General features: G+C 41.4%; 15 protein-coding genes. 9 read left to right on the forward strand and 6 right to left on the reverse strand.

From position 1 onward, the window contains the following. Positions 1-10 precede the first annotated feature (10 nt). Together leuC and leuD are read left to right on the forward strand one after the other, a co-directional pair. Positions 11-1,411: a 3-isopropylmalate dehydratase large subunit gene (gene leuC, locus ALFOR1_RS00715; RefSeq protein ID WP_104641748.1), complete on the forward strand. Its 1,401-nt coding sequence runs from the start codon at positions 11-13 to the stop codon at positions 1,409-1,411. Then, positions 1,411-2,010, forward strand: a complete 600-nt coding sequence (gene leuD / locus ALFOR1_RS00720) for a 3-isopropylmalate dehydratase small subunit (protein WP_104641749.1) — start codon at positions 1,411-1,413, stop codon at positions 2,008-2,010. The genes leuC and leuD overlap by 1 nt, the downstream gene beginning before the upstream one ends. 77 nt (positions 2,011-2,087) lie before the next feature. Here leuD and ALFOR1_RS00725 read toward each other — a convergent pair whose 3' ends face one another. Next, a complete protein-coding gene (locus tag ALFOR1_RS00725; protein ID WP_104641750.1) occupies positions 2,088-3,599 on the reverse strand; it encodes a DUF3360 family protein in 1,512 nt (503 codons plus the stop codon). Between the two features lie 350 nt (positions 3,600-3,949). On the opposite strand from ALFOR1_RS00725, the gene ALFOR1_RS00730 reads away from it, so the two are divergent. Together ALFOR1_RS00730 and ALFOR1_RS00735 are read left to right on the forward strand one after the other, a co-directional pair. Beyond that, entirely contained in the window at positions 3,950-4,936 is a 987-nt protein-coding gene (locus ALFOR1_RS00730; RefSeq protein WP_058547970.1) for an SRPBCC family protein, read from the forward strand. A 43-nt stretch (positions 4,937-4,979) separates the two neighbouring features. Next, complete coding sequence (locus ALFOR1_RS00735; protein WP_104641751.1) at positions 4,980-5,573, forward strand: hypothetical protein; 594 nt, start codon at positions 4,980-4,982, stop codon at positions 5,571-5,573. Position 5,574: 1 nt separating this feature from the next. Here the strand turns inward: ALFOR1_RS00735 and ALFOR1_RS00740 are convergent, their stop codons facing one another. Next, positions 5,575-5,949, reverse strand: a complete 375-nt coding sequence (locus tag ALFOR1_RS00740; protein ID WP_058547968.1) for a hypothetical protein — start codon at positions 5,947-5,949, stop codon at positions 5,575-5,577. A 99-nt stretch (positions 5,950-6,048) separates the two neighbouring features. Here ALFOR1_RS00740 and ALFOR1_RS00745 point away from each other — a divergent pair, with 99 nt between their 5' ends. Beyond that, positions 6,049-6,489 carry a tellurite resistance TerB family protein gene (locus tag ALFOR1_RS00745; protein ID WP_104641752.1) on the forward strand — a complete coding sequence of 147 codons (441 nt, stop codon included), beginning with the start codon at positions 6,049-6,051 and terminating at the stop codon, positions 6,487-6,489. Between the two features lie 2 nt (positions 6,490-6,491). Here ALFOR1_RS00745 and ALFOR1_RS00750 read toward each other — a convergent pair whose 3' ends face one another. Continuing rightward, entirely contained in the window at positions 6,492-7,058 is a 567-nt protein-coding gene (locus ALFOR1_RS00750) for an NADPH-dependent FMN reductase (RefSeq protein WP_104641753.1), read from the reverse strand. Between the two features lie 118 nt (positions 7,059-7,176). On the opposite strand from ALFOR1_RS00750, the gene ALFOR1_RS00755 reads away from it, so the two are divergent. Continuing rightward, on the forward strand, positions 7,177-8,076 hold the full coding sequence (locus ALFOR1_RS00755; protein ID WP_104641754.1) for a LysR family transcriptional regulator: 900 nt from the start codon (positions 7,177-7,179) through the stop codon (positions 8,074-8,076). Here ALFOR1_RS00755 and norR read toward each other — a convergent pair. Continuing rightward, positions 8,069-9,625 carry a nitric oxide reductase transcriptional regulator NorR gene (norR, locus tag ALFOR1_RS00760; RefSeq protein ID WP_104641755.1) on the reverse strand — a complete coding sequence of 519 codons (1,557 nt, stop codon included), beginning with the start codon at positions 9,623-9,625 and terminating at the stop codon, positions 8,069-8,071. The two genes, ALFOR1_RS00755 and norR, sit on opposite strands and share 8 nt — an antisense overlap. Positions 9,626-9,785: 160 nt before the next feature. Here norR and ALFOR1_RS00765 point away from each other — a divergent pair, with 160 nt between their 5' ends. Genes ALFOR1_RS00765 through hmpA form a run of 3 tightly spaced genes read left to right on the forward strand, consistent with a single transcriptional unit; the run spans position 9,786 to position 12,474 of the window. Next, positions 9,786-10,055: a hypothetical protein gene (locus tag ALFOR1_RS00765; RefSeq protein WP_104643593.1), complete on the forward strand. Its 270-nt coding sequence runs from the start codon at positions 9,786-9,788 to the stop codon at positions 10,053-10,055. Next, entirely contained in the window at positions 10,055-11,272 is a 1,218-nt protein-coding gene (locus ALFOR1_RS00770; protein WP_104641756.1) for an NnrS family protein, read from the forward strand. Before ALFOR1_RS00765 ends, ALFOR1_RS00770 begins: the two co-directional genes overlap by 1 nt. Positions 11,273-11,292: 20 nt before the next feature. Continuing rightward, the gene (hmpA, locus tag ALFOR1_RS00775; protein ID WP_104641757.1) at positions 11,293-12,474 is read left to right on the forward strand and encodes an NO-inducible flavohemoprotein; all 1,182 of its coding nucleotides are present in this window, start codon (positions 11,293-11,295) and stop codon (positions 12,472-12,474) included. Positions 12,475-12,534: 60 nt separating this feature from the next. On the opposite strand, the gene ALFOR1_RS00780 is transcribed toward hmpA, so the two are convergent. Both ALFOR1_RS00780 and ALFOR1_RS00785 read right to left on the reverse strand, forming a co-directional pair. Next, positions 12,535-12,903 carry a hypothetical protein gene (locus ALFOR1_RS00780; RefSeq protein ID WP_104641758.1) on the reverse strand — a complete coding sequence of 123 codons (369 nt, stop codon included), beginning with the start codon at positions 12,901-12,903 and terminating at the stop codon, positions 12,535-12,537. Beyond that, positions 12,903-14,522: a S41 family peptidase gene (locus tag ALFOR1_RS00785; RefSeq protein WP_104641759.1), complete on the reverse strand. Its 1,620-nt coding sequence runs from the start codon at positions 14,520-14,522 to the stop codon at positions 12,903-12,905. Before ALFOR1_RS00785 ends, ALFOR1_RS00780 begins: the two co-directional genes overlap by 1 nt. Between the last annotated feature and the right edge of the window lie 8 nt (positions 14,523-14,530).

Raw genomic sequence — 14,530 nt, forward strand, 5'->3', positions numbered from 1 at the left:
GAATTAGCAAGTGGCCCAAACGTTATACGACAAAATTTGGCAAGCACATACCGTTGCCAGCATAAACGAGCAAACTGATTTACTTTATATTGACCGTCATTTAGTACACGAGGTGACATCACCACAGGCTTTTGCAGGCCTACGTGAAAAAAACCGTACGGTACGTTGCCCAGAAAAAACCTTTGCAACAATGGATCATAACGTATCGACTAAAAGCCGATCACTTGATGCAGCAAGCGAAGTATCTAAAAACCAGTTAATGGCACTTGATGCTAACTGTAAAGAGTTTGGCATTGTACTTTACGATTTAAACTCAATTAACCAAGGTATTGTGCATGTAATGGGGCCTGAGCAAGGTATTACCTTGCCTGGCACTACCATTGTATGTGGTGATAGCCATACCTCTACGCATGGTGCGTTTGGCGCATTAGCACACGGTATTGGTACGTCTGAGGTTGAGCACGTATTAGCTACGCAAACACTACAGCAAAAAAAGGCAAAGTCGTTAAAAATTCAAATTAACGGCGTGCTTCGCCCAACGGTAACCTCTAAAGATTTAATAATGGCGGTTATTGGTAAATTAGGTACTGCTGGTGGCACAGGTTATGTTGCTGAATTTTGTGGTGAAGGCATTGAAGCACTTTCAATGGAAGCACGTATGACGCTATGTAATATGAGCATTGAAATGGGTGCTAAAGCGGGTTTAATAGCATCAGATCAAATTACATATGATTACTTAAAAGGCCGCCCATTTGCGCCTAAAGGCGCTGACTTTGACGCCGCAGTTAAGTACTGGGAAACCTTAAAGACAGATGAAGGCGCTGAGTTTGACTTAGTTGTTGAGCTTGAAGCTAACGATATTCAGCCACAAATTACCTGGGGCACAAGCCCAGAGCAAGTAATTGGCGTTGATGAATGCATACCAGATCCTGACCAAGAACCAGATTTAATTAAAGCCGATGCTATACGCAGTGCACTTAGATACATGGACTTAAAAGCGGGCGATAAATTATCAAGCGCAAAAGTAGATACGGTATTTATTGGTTCGTGTACTAATAGCCGTATTGAAGATTTACGTGCAGCGGCAAAAATTGTTGAAGGTAAGCAAGTTGTAGCTGGCATAGAGGCGTTAATTGTACCGGGATCTGGCCTTGTTAAAAAGCAAGCGGAAGACGAAGGCTTAGCCGATATTTTTAAAGCGGCAGGTTTTGAGTGGCGCGAGCCGGGTTGTTCTATGTGTTTAGCGATGAACGACGACCGCTTAGAAGCGGGTAAGCGCTGTGCATCTACGTCTAACCGTAACTTTGAAGGCCGCCAAGGTCGTGGCGGGCGTACGCATTTAGTAAGTCCTGCAATGGCGGCTGCAGCTGCTATACATGGCCACTTTGTTGATATTAGAGGAGAAGCCTAATGAGCGTATTTTTTAGTGGCTTAATGGCCCCACTTGATAAAAACAATGTAGATACAGACCAGATCATTCCTAAGCAGTTTTTAACGTCAACTAGCCGTGATGGCTTTGATGCAGCACTGTTTTACGATTGGCGTTACCTAGAAAACGGCGAACCAAACCCTGATTTTATTTTAAACCGCCCGTGCTACCAAGGCGCGCAAATATTATTAACGCGCGACAACTTTGGTTGTGGCTCATCACGTGAGCATGCACCGTGGGCGCTTAAGCAATATGGTTTTGAAGTAATTTTAGCAGAAAGCTTTGCTGATATTTTCTTTAATAACTGCGGTAACAACCAAATGTTAGCCATTGCGCTACCAGCCGACACGCTTGAGCAATTGTTTGTACTTAGCGAGCAGCACGACAATATCAACATTCAAATTGATCTTGAAAACCAAACACTAACAAGCGATAAATTTGCGCCAATTAGTTTTGATATTCGTAAAGACGTAAAGGAACGTTTATTAAGTGGTTTAGATTTTATTGGTGTTACCGAAACGCTAAATCCACAAATTGATACGTTTGAAAAACAACTTGCTGCTGAGCGCCCTTGGCAGTAAGTAATGCTAAATAATTAAATTACATATGAAAACAAAGCGCGGCTGAGTATATCAGCCGCGCTTTTTTATACCCTAAATTAATGTCTAAAATCAGCCATTAGCGCAGGTATACCTGGCAGCATACCAACAATAGCCATAACGGTAGTTAAAACCACAAACATAATTAGCGGAATAACCCAGCGGCTCATTTTAGTTAAATTAGCACTGCGCTCTTTACAGCCAATTAAGCCTAAGTTATCAAGCAGCATAGTTAGTGACCAACCAAAAGCAGGGTTAACCAAGCTTGGCGCAAATACCACTATTGCGGCCGATTGCGTTGTTTTACCTTCGCGTGTCATTTCCATACCCGCCTCAAGCAGCGGAATAAACACACCAACAATAAGCGCAACACAAAGCACTGGTTGCCAAATGGCTAAATCCATTGGGTAACCCCATAAACCCGCAATAATACAAAATACGGCTGTTAAAATGGCGCCCGCTGGAATAGGACGTTTAGCAATCGCAGCAGGTACAATGTAAGTCCCCCACGATGAGGTAAAGTTAGCACCACCAGCAAGTGAACCAAAGGTTTGTCTAACTGATGCGCTTAGCATGGTATCGTCTATGTTCATTTGTACTTTTTCAGTACGTTGTGGGTAACTAATTTTTTGAAAAACTTGATGCCCTAAAAAATCCGGTGACCACATAGCCACTGCTAATACTGCAAACGGCAGTACAACCACAAAGCTTTCAAGCGTCGGTAGGCCAAGCATCCAACCTGTGTCTTCTCCCCACCAATAAGCTGGGTTCATATTTGGTAAGCCCGGTGCCGTATTAAATTCAAACGGGGCACCTAATGCAAATGCAACCACACCGCCAATAAGGCAGCTAAGCGGCACAGCTAGCCAGCGCTTTTTAAAATGCTCAAGTAACGCATATAATAAAATGGTGGCCAAAATAACAATGAATGCTATGTGCGCCATATCAATGGCCTCAGCCCATGCAAATAGCTTTTTAACCTGCGAAATAGTACCAATAAAGCCTAAGTATATGAGTAAGCCCCCGCACACCCCCTTACTGGTTAAGCGTGCCAGCAAACTCCCTCCTTTGGTTATCGCTAAAATAAAGCCAAAGGCACCAATGAGTAAGCCAAACGCCATAGGGTGGCCGCCAGCGGCAACCACAATAGGAATAAGAGGAATAAGTGGGCCGTGAGTACCGGCTAAGTTAGCCGTGGGTAAAATAAAGCCCGAAAACAAAATAATAAAAATAGAAACAATGAGTAATTCATAGCGTACGTTCTCTAAAACAAACGCATCACTTAAACCTAGTGGCGCTGCAAAAGTAGCGGCAATAGCCCCCACCATAACTACTTTACCAATGGTGCCCGCCATAGCTGGAATCGTGTCTTCAAATTCAAAGCGGTAGTCTCTAAATGGTAAATTAGGCCGCCAGCGCTTAGGCTGCATAATTTGCAGCTCGTGCTCTAAATATTCGTCACGGGTATTAAACTCTGAACTTGGTTTATACTTATTTTGATAGCTGTTGGCATCATCTTCGTGCGATGCGCTTGTTTTTTCTGGCTCGTTACCCTTTGGGGTTACTGACATAGTCCCTCCTGTTACTCGTTGCTTATTTATTAATACGGCTTTTGTTAAAGCAAATGAATAGTAAAGGAGCAGGGTAGATCAGCTTTTACTCAGGAATGTATAGGCAAAAGGTCGTGTATGGCTTTATTTAACGCTAAACCTGCGAGTTGGTAGTTTTATTTATAAAATGAATTTAATTTTATTTGATTATAAATCAGATGCTTATGTGTTTTTTTGCTTGTTCTAAGTAGATAAAACATTATAAAAGCAGAGCTGTTATCCTTTAGTCTAAGTAGTAGTCTGTGTATTTTAATTGAACTGAAATAGTGCATCTGCTAGGTTCAATGGTTACTAAAATAATAAGAAATATAATGCAAATTCAATCCCCTAAATCAATTGGTATTTTACTCGGTACGCTTTACGGCATATTTATGCGGCTGTTTGTAGAGCTATTAGATACTTATAATTTAAGTAGCCTTGTGTCTATTTCCTTTATGTTTTTAGTGCCTGTTGCAATTGGCTATATTCGTATTCACTTTGAATTTAAAAGCTCAAAAACATTAACTAAAAGGCAAATGGTGACAATTGCTTGGCAGCCAATTTTTGTTTTTTTACTTGTAAGCGTTATTACACTGCTGGAAGGCAGTATTTGTGTGGCAATGGCTTTGCCTGCCTTTATGCTCTTTGCAAGTATGGGTGGTTTACTGGCAGGCTTTATTAAACAACGTCAGACAAAAAACGCTAACCGGCCTTTACTTTCAATAGCTTTACTTCCTGTATTGCTCTCACCTATTGAGGTAAATTATTTACACTTATCAAAAACGTACGAAGTCACCAACTCTATAGTTATTGAAGCGCCTATAAACCGTGTGTGGCAGCAGCTTGCAAATGTAAGCACCATAGAGCCACAAGAATTGCCATTTTCGCTTACCCAATTAATAGGTGTACCTAAACCTTTAGAGGCAAATATGAATGCTACGGGTGTTGGGGCTGTTAGAACGAGTAAATGGCAAAAAGGAGTTGCATTTAAAGAAGTGATTACGGATTGGCAGCCAAATAAACAGATGCTTTATAGATTTGAGATAGACCCTGATGCTATTCCCGATGATGCACTCGATAAACATGTAAAACTAGGCGGCGAATACTTTTCACCTCTTTACGGTGGGTATGCGTTAAGTGAAGATAAAAGCGGCAATACGATTTTAACTTTAAAAACGACTGTGCAAGATAATACAAATTTTGGTGTTTATTCGCGAATATGGGGTGAGGTGATTTTTCAAGACTTCCATTATTCACTTTTAACATTAATGAAAAATAGATCAGAAAAGCCACTTGTCGCAGCTATTTCCCATTTTTAGCTTAAACCGCTATGGTATTAAAAAACTATTATAAGAGTACTTTATGAAATTATTAACGGTAGCAACGTTATTACTTGCCTCATCAGCGGCTATCGCGCGCCCAGCGCCCTTGGTATCTATACCAACACATGATGCGTTTTTTAATAATATTGCCGCGCATTGTGGTAAAGCGTTTGAGGGCAAAGTAAGCGTAGATAACGCAAAAGGCCCAAGCTCATTTGATAATAAAAAACTAATCATGCATGTACGCAAATGTACTGATAGCGAGCTGCAAGTGCCATTTCATGTAGGTGATGATGCATCACGTACGTGGATCATTACTAAAACAGGTAGTGGTTTGAGCTTAAAGCACGATCATCGCCATGAAGATGGTAGCGATGATGTCTCAACTATGTATGGCGGTCATACACTTGATGCGGGTTTTGCACAAATGCAGTCGTTTCCAGCTGATCAATATTCTAAAGAATTATTTGTAGCACAAGGTATTGCACAGTCGGCAGGTAATACATGGCAAATGTATATTTATCCTGAGGTATTTACTTATAGGCTAATTCGCCAAGGACGTGAGTTTAAGGTGGATTTTGATTTAACTAAACCAATTACTCCACCAGCAGCGCCTTGGGGCTACGAAAAATAAACTATTTTTCTTTTTTCTCGGGTGTTTCACATTGTAGTAAAACGTTTAATGGTGGTTGATAAGCGCGTGGTTTAGTAGGAAAACGTTCGTACTCTTGCACGCCTTCAAGCACTTTTAACATAAAGGTTCTGCCGCGGCATAGCCTGTCTGCGTGGCGCAGTAAAAACATACTTTGATTAGCAAAGTGTTTGTAATCGTCTGATTGTATTTCTATTTTATAATTGTCTTCGCCAATTTTTGTTTGGTAATAATGCACTTTATTATCAAAGTCATATGATTTTTCTTTTTCGATAGTTTCGGCAAATACAGTGCCAATGCTCGAAAGGGCTACCAGTGCGCTGCCAATTACTAAGCGCGGTGCATTTAATCCTTTCATAAAAATGTATCCTTTAATTTGCGAACTTAATACCCATTAATTACTCATACAAGTTCAATTTCTTTATATTCAGTCTAACACCCAAAAAGGGATAACGTGATGTTCAAACAAATAAAACAGCTTTTTGCAGTATTCGATGATCAAGAGCCAAGTATAGAGCCAGACGATTTAAAAACAGCTGTGGCTGCATTACTTATTGAAGTAATGCGCGCCGACACTAAGCTTGACCATAATGAACAACACACCCTGACTGTAACCTTAAAAAAATACTTTAATTTAACTGATTCAGAGGTAGAAGAGTTAACGACCAATGCGGCTAATAGTTTAGATGGGTCTATAGATTACTTTCAATTTTCGAAGCAAATTAATGAGCATTGTAGTGCGGCTCAGCGCATTGAAATAATAGAGTTGTTGTGGCGTTTAGCGTATGCAGACAATGAAATAGACCCGCAAGAAGACTACGTAATACGTAAAATAGCAGGGCTACTATATGTGACACATGTTGATTTTATCGCCGCAAAAATAGCAGCAACAAAGTAAGATTAGCTTAGCTTACTGGTAACTAAAACAAGCTGCTGAGTAAGTGCCGATACCTTTTCTGCTGTAGCTGGATCACTGATTTGGCCGTTTTCGTCAAATACCGTAAATGCCGAAGGCACAGCAAGTTGTTCGGCAAGTACTAATGAGCCAATGCCACTTAAAATGTCGCGTACATGGTTTAAGCCGCGCAGCCCACCAAGCCCACCAGGTGATGTAGCAAATAACGCCACTACTTTGTTGCGAAATGCCGGCACAGCGCCTTGCTCAGTACGTGACGCCCAATCAATTGCATTTTTAAGCGCGGCAGTAATAGAGCCATTGTACTCAGGGCTTGCTAGCAAAATACCATCGGCAGCGCGTAACTTATCTTTTAAAAGTTGGGCATCGGCTGGTGTGCCTTGCGCTTCAATATCTTCGCTAAAAATAGGTAAATCTAAATCCGCGAGTTTAATTACTTCTACTTCGGCACCTGTTTGCAGGGCAAAACGAGCTGCTTCGTTAATTAGTTTTTGATTAAAGCTTTGTGTACGCAAGCTACCCGCAAGGGCAATAATTTTTGGTGCTGACATGGAGTTGACCTTTTTATGTTTAAGTTACACATTTAATGTAGCAAATTTTTACTTGTAGAAAACCCGAATAAACGCAACACTTATGTGCATATATGCACATAAGTGGCGAGCAGTTAGCATGGCAATAAAGTTTGATGATTGGCAAGATGTAAAAGTAGCATTTGAAGTTGCAAGGCGTGGTACGCTAACGGCTGCCGCAGAGGTTTTAAATGTGCACCACAGTACAGTACTCAGACGTATTAATAGCCTTGAAAAAAACTTAGATACGCGTTTATTTCATCGCCATGCCCGGGGTTATAAAGTAACTGAAATAGGCGCTAAATTATTTACTACGGCGCAAACTATAGATTCATCACTTGAGCAATTACATAACAATATTGCCGCTGCCGACAGTACTTTACGCGGAAGCTTATTACTTACTACGGTAAGTGGGTTTATGGATGTACTGGGCGATGTTTGCGAAGAGCTTCAGGCTTTACACCCTCAAGTACAGCTTGAAGTTATTTTAGAACAAAAGCGGTTAAGGCTCGATCATGGGCAAGCACATATTGCAGTGCGCGCAGGGCCAAGGCCAGATGAAGGGGATTATATAGCTCAGCATTTAACCCAACTTACATCAAGCTTGTACGCCAACAAACGCTACATTAATAAGTATGGCACGCCTAAAACATTGAGTGACTTACAGCATCATAACTTTGTATCGGGTGTAGCGGGTTTTAATGCACGAGTTCCTTATTTTGAGTGGGCCGATAAGCATATTCCGGCGCAGCAAATAAAGTTACGGGTTTCAGAAACCTCCGAAGCAACACGGGCCATAATTAAAGGCTTAGGCATAGGCGGTTTACAGCATGGGGTAGCAGCCCAATATAATGATTTAGTACCTATTTTACATAGTGAGCTTAGTTGGCCCACCGATGTTTGGCTTGTAACACATCATCTAGTGCATCGCACCGCGAAAGTACAAGCTTTTGCAGGCTTATTAAAAGCGCATTTTAATAAGCCTCAAACCCTTAAATAGTTTTTTTAACCTCAATACCTAAACGCTTAGCAAGGCGTACAAGGTTTGCTCTGTCGAGTTCCAGCACTCTTGCAGTTGCTGCCCAGTTATAATTATGCTGCTTTAGTTGCTCGGTTATAACTGTAAATTGTAAAGATTCAACGGCCTGCTTTAATGGCTGATTCCAGGCAGTGTGAATGGTGTTTTGCGTGTTAACTTGTACTGTATTACTTAGCTGTGGGGTTAAATCGCAGTGCTCGCTTGTAATCGTAACTATAGGGTTTTGCCATTGGCTTTGCTTAGCCTTTAATGCGCTGCGGCTAATAACATGTTCAAGCTCGCGTACATTACCAGGCCAACTGTATTGGTTAAGCAATGCTTGCGCTTCAGTGCTTAGCTTTAATTGTTTAATACCTAATTTACGGGCTGTTTGCTCAATAAAATAACCAGCAAGTAGGGTTATGTCGTGCTCACGTTTATTAAGTGGCGGCACGGTAATAGGGTAAACACTTAGCCGGTGATATAAATCGGCTCTAAAGCGACCTTGTGCTACCTCATGTTTTAAATCACGATTTGTGGCAGCGACTACTCGAACATCTACGTATTTTGGTGTGTCTTCACCAACGGTTTGAATTTCACCACTTTGTAACACACGTAATAATTTACTTTGCATTGCTAATGGCAGCTCGCCAATTTCGTCTAAAAATAATGTGCCGCCATCAGCTAGCTGAAACTTACCTTGGCGGGCATTTTGTGCGCCAGTAAAAGCGCCTTTGGCATGGCCAAAAAATTCACTCTCTGCGAGATTTTCGGGAAGTGAGGCACAATTTAAGTGAATAAGGGGCTGATCTTTACGTGCAGAATTTAAGTGAATATTGCGCGCTACTAGCTCTTTTCCTACGCCTGTCTCTCCTAAAACTAATACACTAAAGTTAGAGGCTGCGACTAGTTTTATTTCATTTTTAAGCGTTTGTATTACTGGGCTTTGGCCAATTATTTCACCGCCATCGCGAGTAAGTGCATCACGCATTAACTCTTGCACAAGTGCACTCGAATGCTGCGCATGGTGTTTGTAGTGGGCAAGCTCCAGGGCCGTTTTAAAATGTGCACTACACAGCGTTTGTAAGGTGCTTAGCGTATCCATGCTGATACTGCTAAAGGCATTTGCGTTAAGACTATCAAACGTGAGTACACCAAGTAGTGCATTTTTATCGTAAAGGGGTAAGCCTAAACAGGCATGCACAGGAATATCGCCTGTTTTAGCCAGCAATAGGCCGTCGTATGGGTCGGGCAGTGAGCAGTCGTGTGCAAATTGTAACGCGTGGCTAGCACTACAAATAGCCTTAAGGCGAGGGTGCTCTGCTATTTTAAAACGCCTGCCAAGGCTGTCGGGCATCAGGCCTTTAATGGCTAAGGGCTTAAGTTGCTCGCCCTGCACGACAAGCAATGCACTGGCATCGCTAGGTATTACACGCTCAACCGTTGCCAGTAATTGATCAAAACTGTGCTCGTGCAGGGTGCTTTGGGCAAGCTCTAAAGCTACCTGGGTGAGGTTGAATTGCTGGTTCATGTCAAAATGACCTATACGTGTTTTTATGATTTAAAATAGAGTAGGTCATAAAGACTCATTTTGTAAAGTGCCTATATTTAAGTTGTTGAATAGTTATACTTTATTTTATTGGCACAGTATGTGTAATAGCTAAGTAACGTTAATGGTTACTGAGGTAGTTATGAACACATTTACAATAAATAATGTAAGCAACAATGTTGAGCTAGGCTCATTTTTTGAATCGCTTTTATTTACTGCTAATGCCGTATTAGGGTTGAGCGTTATTTGTATAGTTGTAAGTATTTTAATTAGCTACCTCTATGCAGAGTACTTTTCGATGCAGGTACAAATATCAGCACATATGAGCACTATTGTAGTGGCAGCTATTTTAAAAGTTAGTTATGTGCTGCGTTGTGTTGCTCAACATGGTTTAGGTCAGGAAGTACGCTAATGCGCCCACTAAATTTAACCGAGCCAATGCCAGCGCACATAGCTATCCATCACGTAACTAAATGGCCGTTATGGATGCTTGCATTTAGACCTTACTTTTTAGCAGGCGGTTTGCTGGCATTTTTTTCGATAGGGTATTGGTTACTTATTTTAACGGGCCATGCTAGTTGGCACTTAACCATGCCAGCTACACTTTGGCACGCTCATGAAATGCTGTTTGGCTTTGCAGGAGTGGTTGCTGTAGGTTTTTTACTTACGGCGGCACAAACATGGACGGGCGTTGGAAGTATAAGTGGCAAAGCACTTATGCTACTTACTTTAATATGGGTAATTGCTCGTTTAGCTTTTTTTATTGTGCTGCCAGATTTTGCCAATATTAATTTATTGGCTGTTATTGTGCTGCAGCTAGCATGGTGGATAGGTGCAATTGCTGCGCTGGCTAATATGCTATTAAAAGCACGCAGTAAAAATAACTATCAATTTTTAGCTATTTTAAGTGTGTTGTGCGCCCTCAATACACTTTATTTACTACTTGTTTTAAATAGCAACCTGCAGCTTGCTTTGGCTGTGGTTGACACCGCTGTACTCGTTATTAGCTTACTGGTAGGCATTGTTGCAGGAAGGGTGCTTCCCTTTTTTACTGCTAAAGGTTTATTGCTCAGCGAGCAAACACGCACTCCTAAAATTGATAAAGCACTGCTGTATTTATCAATATTGGCAATTACTTTATTTTTTATCAGTAAGTTATTTTTAAGCTCAATTAGCCCTGCATTAATTGTTGCAATAGTTGCTGCGCTTCACTTAATTCGATCTGGGTTTTGGTGGAACGCAAAAGTGCTAAAAGTGCCTTTATTATGGTCTTTGCATTTTTCTTATCTTGCTTTAGGTGTTGGCTTAATGATGATTGCATTTAGCTTTTACACAAGCGTAATACCCTTCAAAGATGCGCTCCACCTTATCACTATTGGCACAATAGGGATGATGATTTTAGCCATGATGACCCGTGTATCGCTTGGTCATACAGGGCGTACGCTTAGCACCCCTAATTATATATCTGTTGCTTTTGCTCTTGTGCTGGTGGCAGCGATTACTCGCTCAATACTCCCCTTAATTATTGGGCCACACTTTGCTTGGCAGATCAGTGCTTTGCTGTGGCTAGTGGCTTTTTTGTTATTTTTAATTTACTGCACACCTATATTAACGCGGCGTCGTGGTTAGTTTACCTACAGGAATACATTATGTTATCTGATAAAACCATTGAGATTGTTAAAAGCACCGTTCCGTTATTAACGCAAGCCGGCACGGTTGTTACCGATCACTTTTATAAGCGTTTGTTTAGCCATAACCCAGAGCTTAAAAATATTTTTAATATGGCGAATCAAGACACCGGCCGCCAGCAATTTGCTTTGTTTAACGCCTTAGCGGCATACGCCCAAAATATTGATAACTTAGCGGTGTTAAAAGAGGCATTAGCGCGCATTAACCATAAGCACACCAGTTTAAATATTTTACCAGAGCACTACCCCATTGTTGGTGCTCATTTAATTGGCACCTTAAAAGAGCTAATACCAGAGCAGTTTACGCCAGATGTAGAATACGCATGGCGTGAAGCTTACGCACTGCTTGCTGATATTTGTATTACCGAAGAAGCTGCTTTGTATGAACACAGTAAAAGCACACTGGGTGGTTGGGTGGGTACTCGCCAATTTGAAATAACCAACAAGCAAGTTGAATCTGAGCTAGTAACAAGCTTTACACTTACGCCTGTAGATGGCGAAGCGGTTATTACCCATAAACCTGGCCAATATTTAGGTATTAAAGTTAAGCCAGAGGGCGCTGAATATGAAGAAATTCGCCAGTATTCTATTTCGCAAAAAAGTAACGGTAAAAACTACCGTATTAGTGTTAAAAAAGAGCTACAGCCAAAGCCTGGCATGGTGTCTAATTATTTACACTCACTAGCTCAAGGTGACATAGTTGAACTATACCCGCCTGCAGGAGATTTCTTTTTACGCAATAGTACTCAACCGACGGTACTTATTTCAGCAGGTGTTGGGCAAACGCCAATGCTTGCTATGCTCGAAACGTTATTAAGCGATAACCCTAATCACGACATTCTGTATTTACATGCGTGCGAAAATACTCAGCAGCACTCGTTTGCACACTATTTAAATGAATTAAGTACGGTTTATAACTGTTTGCAAACTATGACGTGGTTTAATCAAAGCAGTGAGGGGGCTGATTTTACTGGGCTAATGGGTTTAGCGGCCATAAAAACACAGTTACCTCTTAAAAATGGCGCTTTTTACTTATGCGGCCCCGCTGGGTTTATGGCGTTTGTGAAAAGCCAGTTACTGGCACTAGGCGTTAAAAACGAGCATATTCATTACGAAGTGTTTGGTCCGCATCAAGACTTATAAACCAAGTGAAAAATGATAAAGGCACACAGTATTAATGCTGTGTGCCTTTTTAATAGTATTTTATTGCGCTTTACAACTTACGTTTTTAAGCTCAATAGATATATCTTTTTTAGGATAATAAAGCACGCACTGCTTGCCGATTATTTGTAAAACAAATTTTTCAGACTTTATATTATGCGCGCCCATTATGGGCATGCCATTTGAATCTTTACTTGTACCATGGCTTAGTAAAAGCTCGCTGCGTTTAGTAAAAACAGTGTCGGCCAGCGTAACTAGCTTGCCACCTTTAGCTTTTATAATCGCTTGTTGCAGCGTAGCTATAACGCCTGGGTTTACCTCTGTTAGTAGCGCAGGCTTAGCAGTGGCATTATTCATACTGTTACAGCCTCCAATAAATAATAATGTTAATACTGCCACTAGCTTTGTCATTACTTATCCTTATTTAACGTAGGCCATGTTAAATCCATATTGCCACGGTTAAAGTTATCAGGTGCGTTTAAAGGTAATAGTTGCTTGCTATCGCCAGCAGCGCTTTGTACTTGCGTTTTAATACTTGCAGAGGCGGTGCTAACAGGGCACGTGCCGTTATTATCAATATGATAAAGCGCAGTAGAGAGTATCCCTTCGTTTGGATCGCCTAATTGATTATCAAAGTCGTCACTAACTACACAGCCTTTTACATCAGCATCAAACTGCGGTGTAGGCGTTGGCGTAAAGCCTGCTGCATATTCACCAAATCCTTTACTGTTTACACCACTAAATTGAATCGTGTAATAGGTTGTTGCGCAGTTATGAGTTGGAGTAAAGCCGTATGGTTTGCCACAGGTTGTGTCGCCAATGAGCACTACCTCTGCGTCAATGCCTTTTAAGCCATTTATAAACGCCTCTGAGGCTGAGCAAGTGCCCGACGTACTAAGCACATACACCTTAGATAGGTTTAAATCGGGTAGGCTTTCACCAGTGCTAAAAAAGGTTGAGTAATCAATCTCTTCATCTATAAATGGAAAAGGCGATTCAACGGGTTGTTTATCGTTTTGCTGGGTTTGATAATAAATACGATTTTGCACATTTGCACTGCCAGCTACCATGTAGGCAAGCTGCGAAGAAAGCGCTAATAAACCGCCTCCATTATATCTAAAGTCGATAACAAGCTCTTCTACGTTATCGGTTTTAAATTTATTAACCGCAGCAATTAAACCTTCCTGGGCAACCCCTATATGGCTATTAAACTGCATATAACCTACGTTTGTGCCATTTGCAGTGGTAATGGTTTTAACGTTTTGGACAGGCGTTTGCTCTATGTTGCCAGCAGTTACGTTAAAGGTTTTTTCAGCGCCATCGTTACTGCGCACAACGATGGTGTGCGAATCGCCATTAGTGGGGCTAAATAAACCTTCGTTTAGGGTATCTACGCCAGCTTGTGTGTTGGTATTTATACTTATACCATCAACTTCAAGTACGGTATCGCCTCGTTGAAAGCCTATTTGGCTCGCTGGTGAGTCATCTTCAAGGTAAGCAACACGCAGAATTCTATCGGCTGAGTCGCCTATAAATGCCCAATTTATGCCATAACCTGAGGTAACACCCGATTGCGCTTCTTGAAAGTAATCCTCAGAAGGCTCTGAAAAATGAAAGTTATCCTTTTTATCGCCTGAGTCAGTCAGTTCTTCGGTTTTTAGCTGAGCAAAGTACTCAGCTACCGTATCGAAAGACTCAGGGTCGTTATCGGTAATTTCGTCATACCAAAGGTAGGTTTCGTCACTCCACGAGCGAAGCCAAAGTTTTTCGTAAAGTGCTGAGCCTGCTTGGTCTGGGTAAGGCTCATTATTATTAAACGGATCGTTACCTGTGCGCGGTGTTTCGCAAAAGTTTTTTAAATCATCCGATGGCTCAAATACTCCAGCAGTCCAAGTTGGGGCTGAACTAGCAGGGGGGGGGACTACTGGGTTTGGTGTTGTATCCATGCTGCTACCACCGCCACAGCCAGCAAGCGTTAGGCCTGAAAGTGCAGCAATAATAGCGAGTGATGCTTTATTATTTTTAAACATACAAAACT

Origin of the sequence: Pseudoalteromonas carrageenovora IAM 12662 (genome assembly GCF_900239935.1) — a bacterium.
Lineage (GTDB): Bacteria > Pseudomonadota > Gammaproteobacteria > Enterobacterales > Alteromonadaceae > Pseudoalteromonas > Pseudoalteromonas carrageenovora.

Bases quoted from the DNA above. Each gene is read 5' to 3' on its own strand.
- norR (WP_104641755.1), bottom strand. From the start codon at position 9,625: ATGAACCAGCAATTCAACCTCACCCAGGTAGCTTTAGAGCTTGCCCAA.
- ALFOR1_RS00725 (WP_104641750.1), bottom strand. From the start codon at position 3,599: ATGTCAGTAACCCCAAAGGGTAACGAGCCAGAAAAAACAAGCGCATCG.
- ALFOR1_RS00740 (WP_058547968.1), bottom strand. From the start codon at position 5,949: ATGAAAGGATTAAATGCACCGCGCTTAGTAATTGGCAGCGCACTGGTA.
- hmpA (WP_104641757.1), top strand. From the start codon at position 11,293: ATGTTATCTGATAAAACCATTGAGATTGTTAAAAGCACCGTTCCGTTA.
- ALFOR1_RS00770 (WP_104641756.1), top strand. From the start codon at position 10,055: ATGCGCCCACTAAATTTAACCGAGCCAATGCCAGCGCACATAGCTATC.
- ALFOR1_RS00780 (WP_104641758.1), bottom strand. From the start codon at position 12,903: ATGACAAAGCTAGTGGCAGTATTAACATTATTATTTATTGGAGGCTGT.
- leuD (WP_104641749.1), top strand. From the start codon at position 1,411: ATGAGCGTATTTTTTAGTGGCTTAATGGCCCCACTTGATAAAAACAAT.
- ALFOR1_RS00765 (WP_104643593.1), top strand. From the start codon at position 9,786: ATGAACACATTTACAATAAATAATGTAAGCAACAATGTTGAGCTAGGC.
- ALFOR1_RS00745 (WP_104641752.1), top strand. From the start codon at position 6,049: ATGTTCAAACAAATAAAACAGCTTTTTGCAGTATTCGATGATCAAGAG.
- ALFOR1_RS00735 (WP_104641751.1), top strand. From the start codon at position 4,980: ATGAAATTATTAACGGTAGCAACGTTATTACTTGCCTCATCAGCGGCT.
- ALFOR1_RS00755 (WP_104641754.1), top strand. From the start codon at position 7,177: ATGGCAATAAAGTTTGATGATTGGCAAGATGTAAAAGTAGCATTTGAA.
- ALFOR1_RS00750 (WP_104641753.1), bottom strand. From the start codon at position 7,058: ATGTCAGCACCAAAAATTATTGCCCTTGCGGGTAGCTTGCGTACACAA.
- ALFOR1_RS00785 (WP_104641759.1), bottom strand. From the start codon at position 14,522: ATGTTTAAAAATAATAAAGCATCACTCGCTATTATTGCTGCACTTTCA.
- ALFOR1_RS00730 (WP_058547970.1), top strand. From the start codon at position 3,950: ATGCAAATTCAATCCCCTAAATCAATTGGTATTTTACTCGGTACGCTT.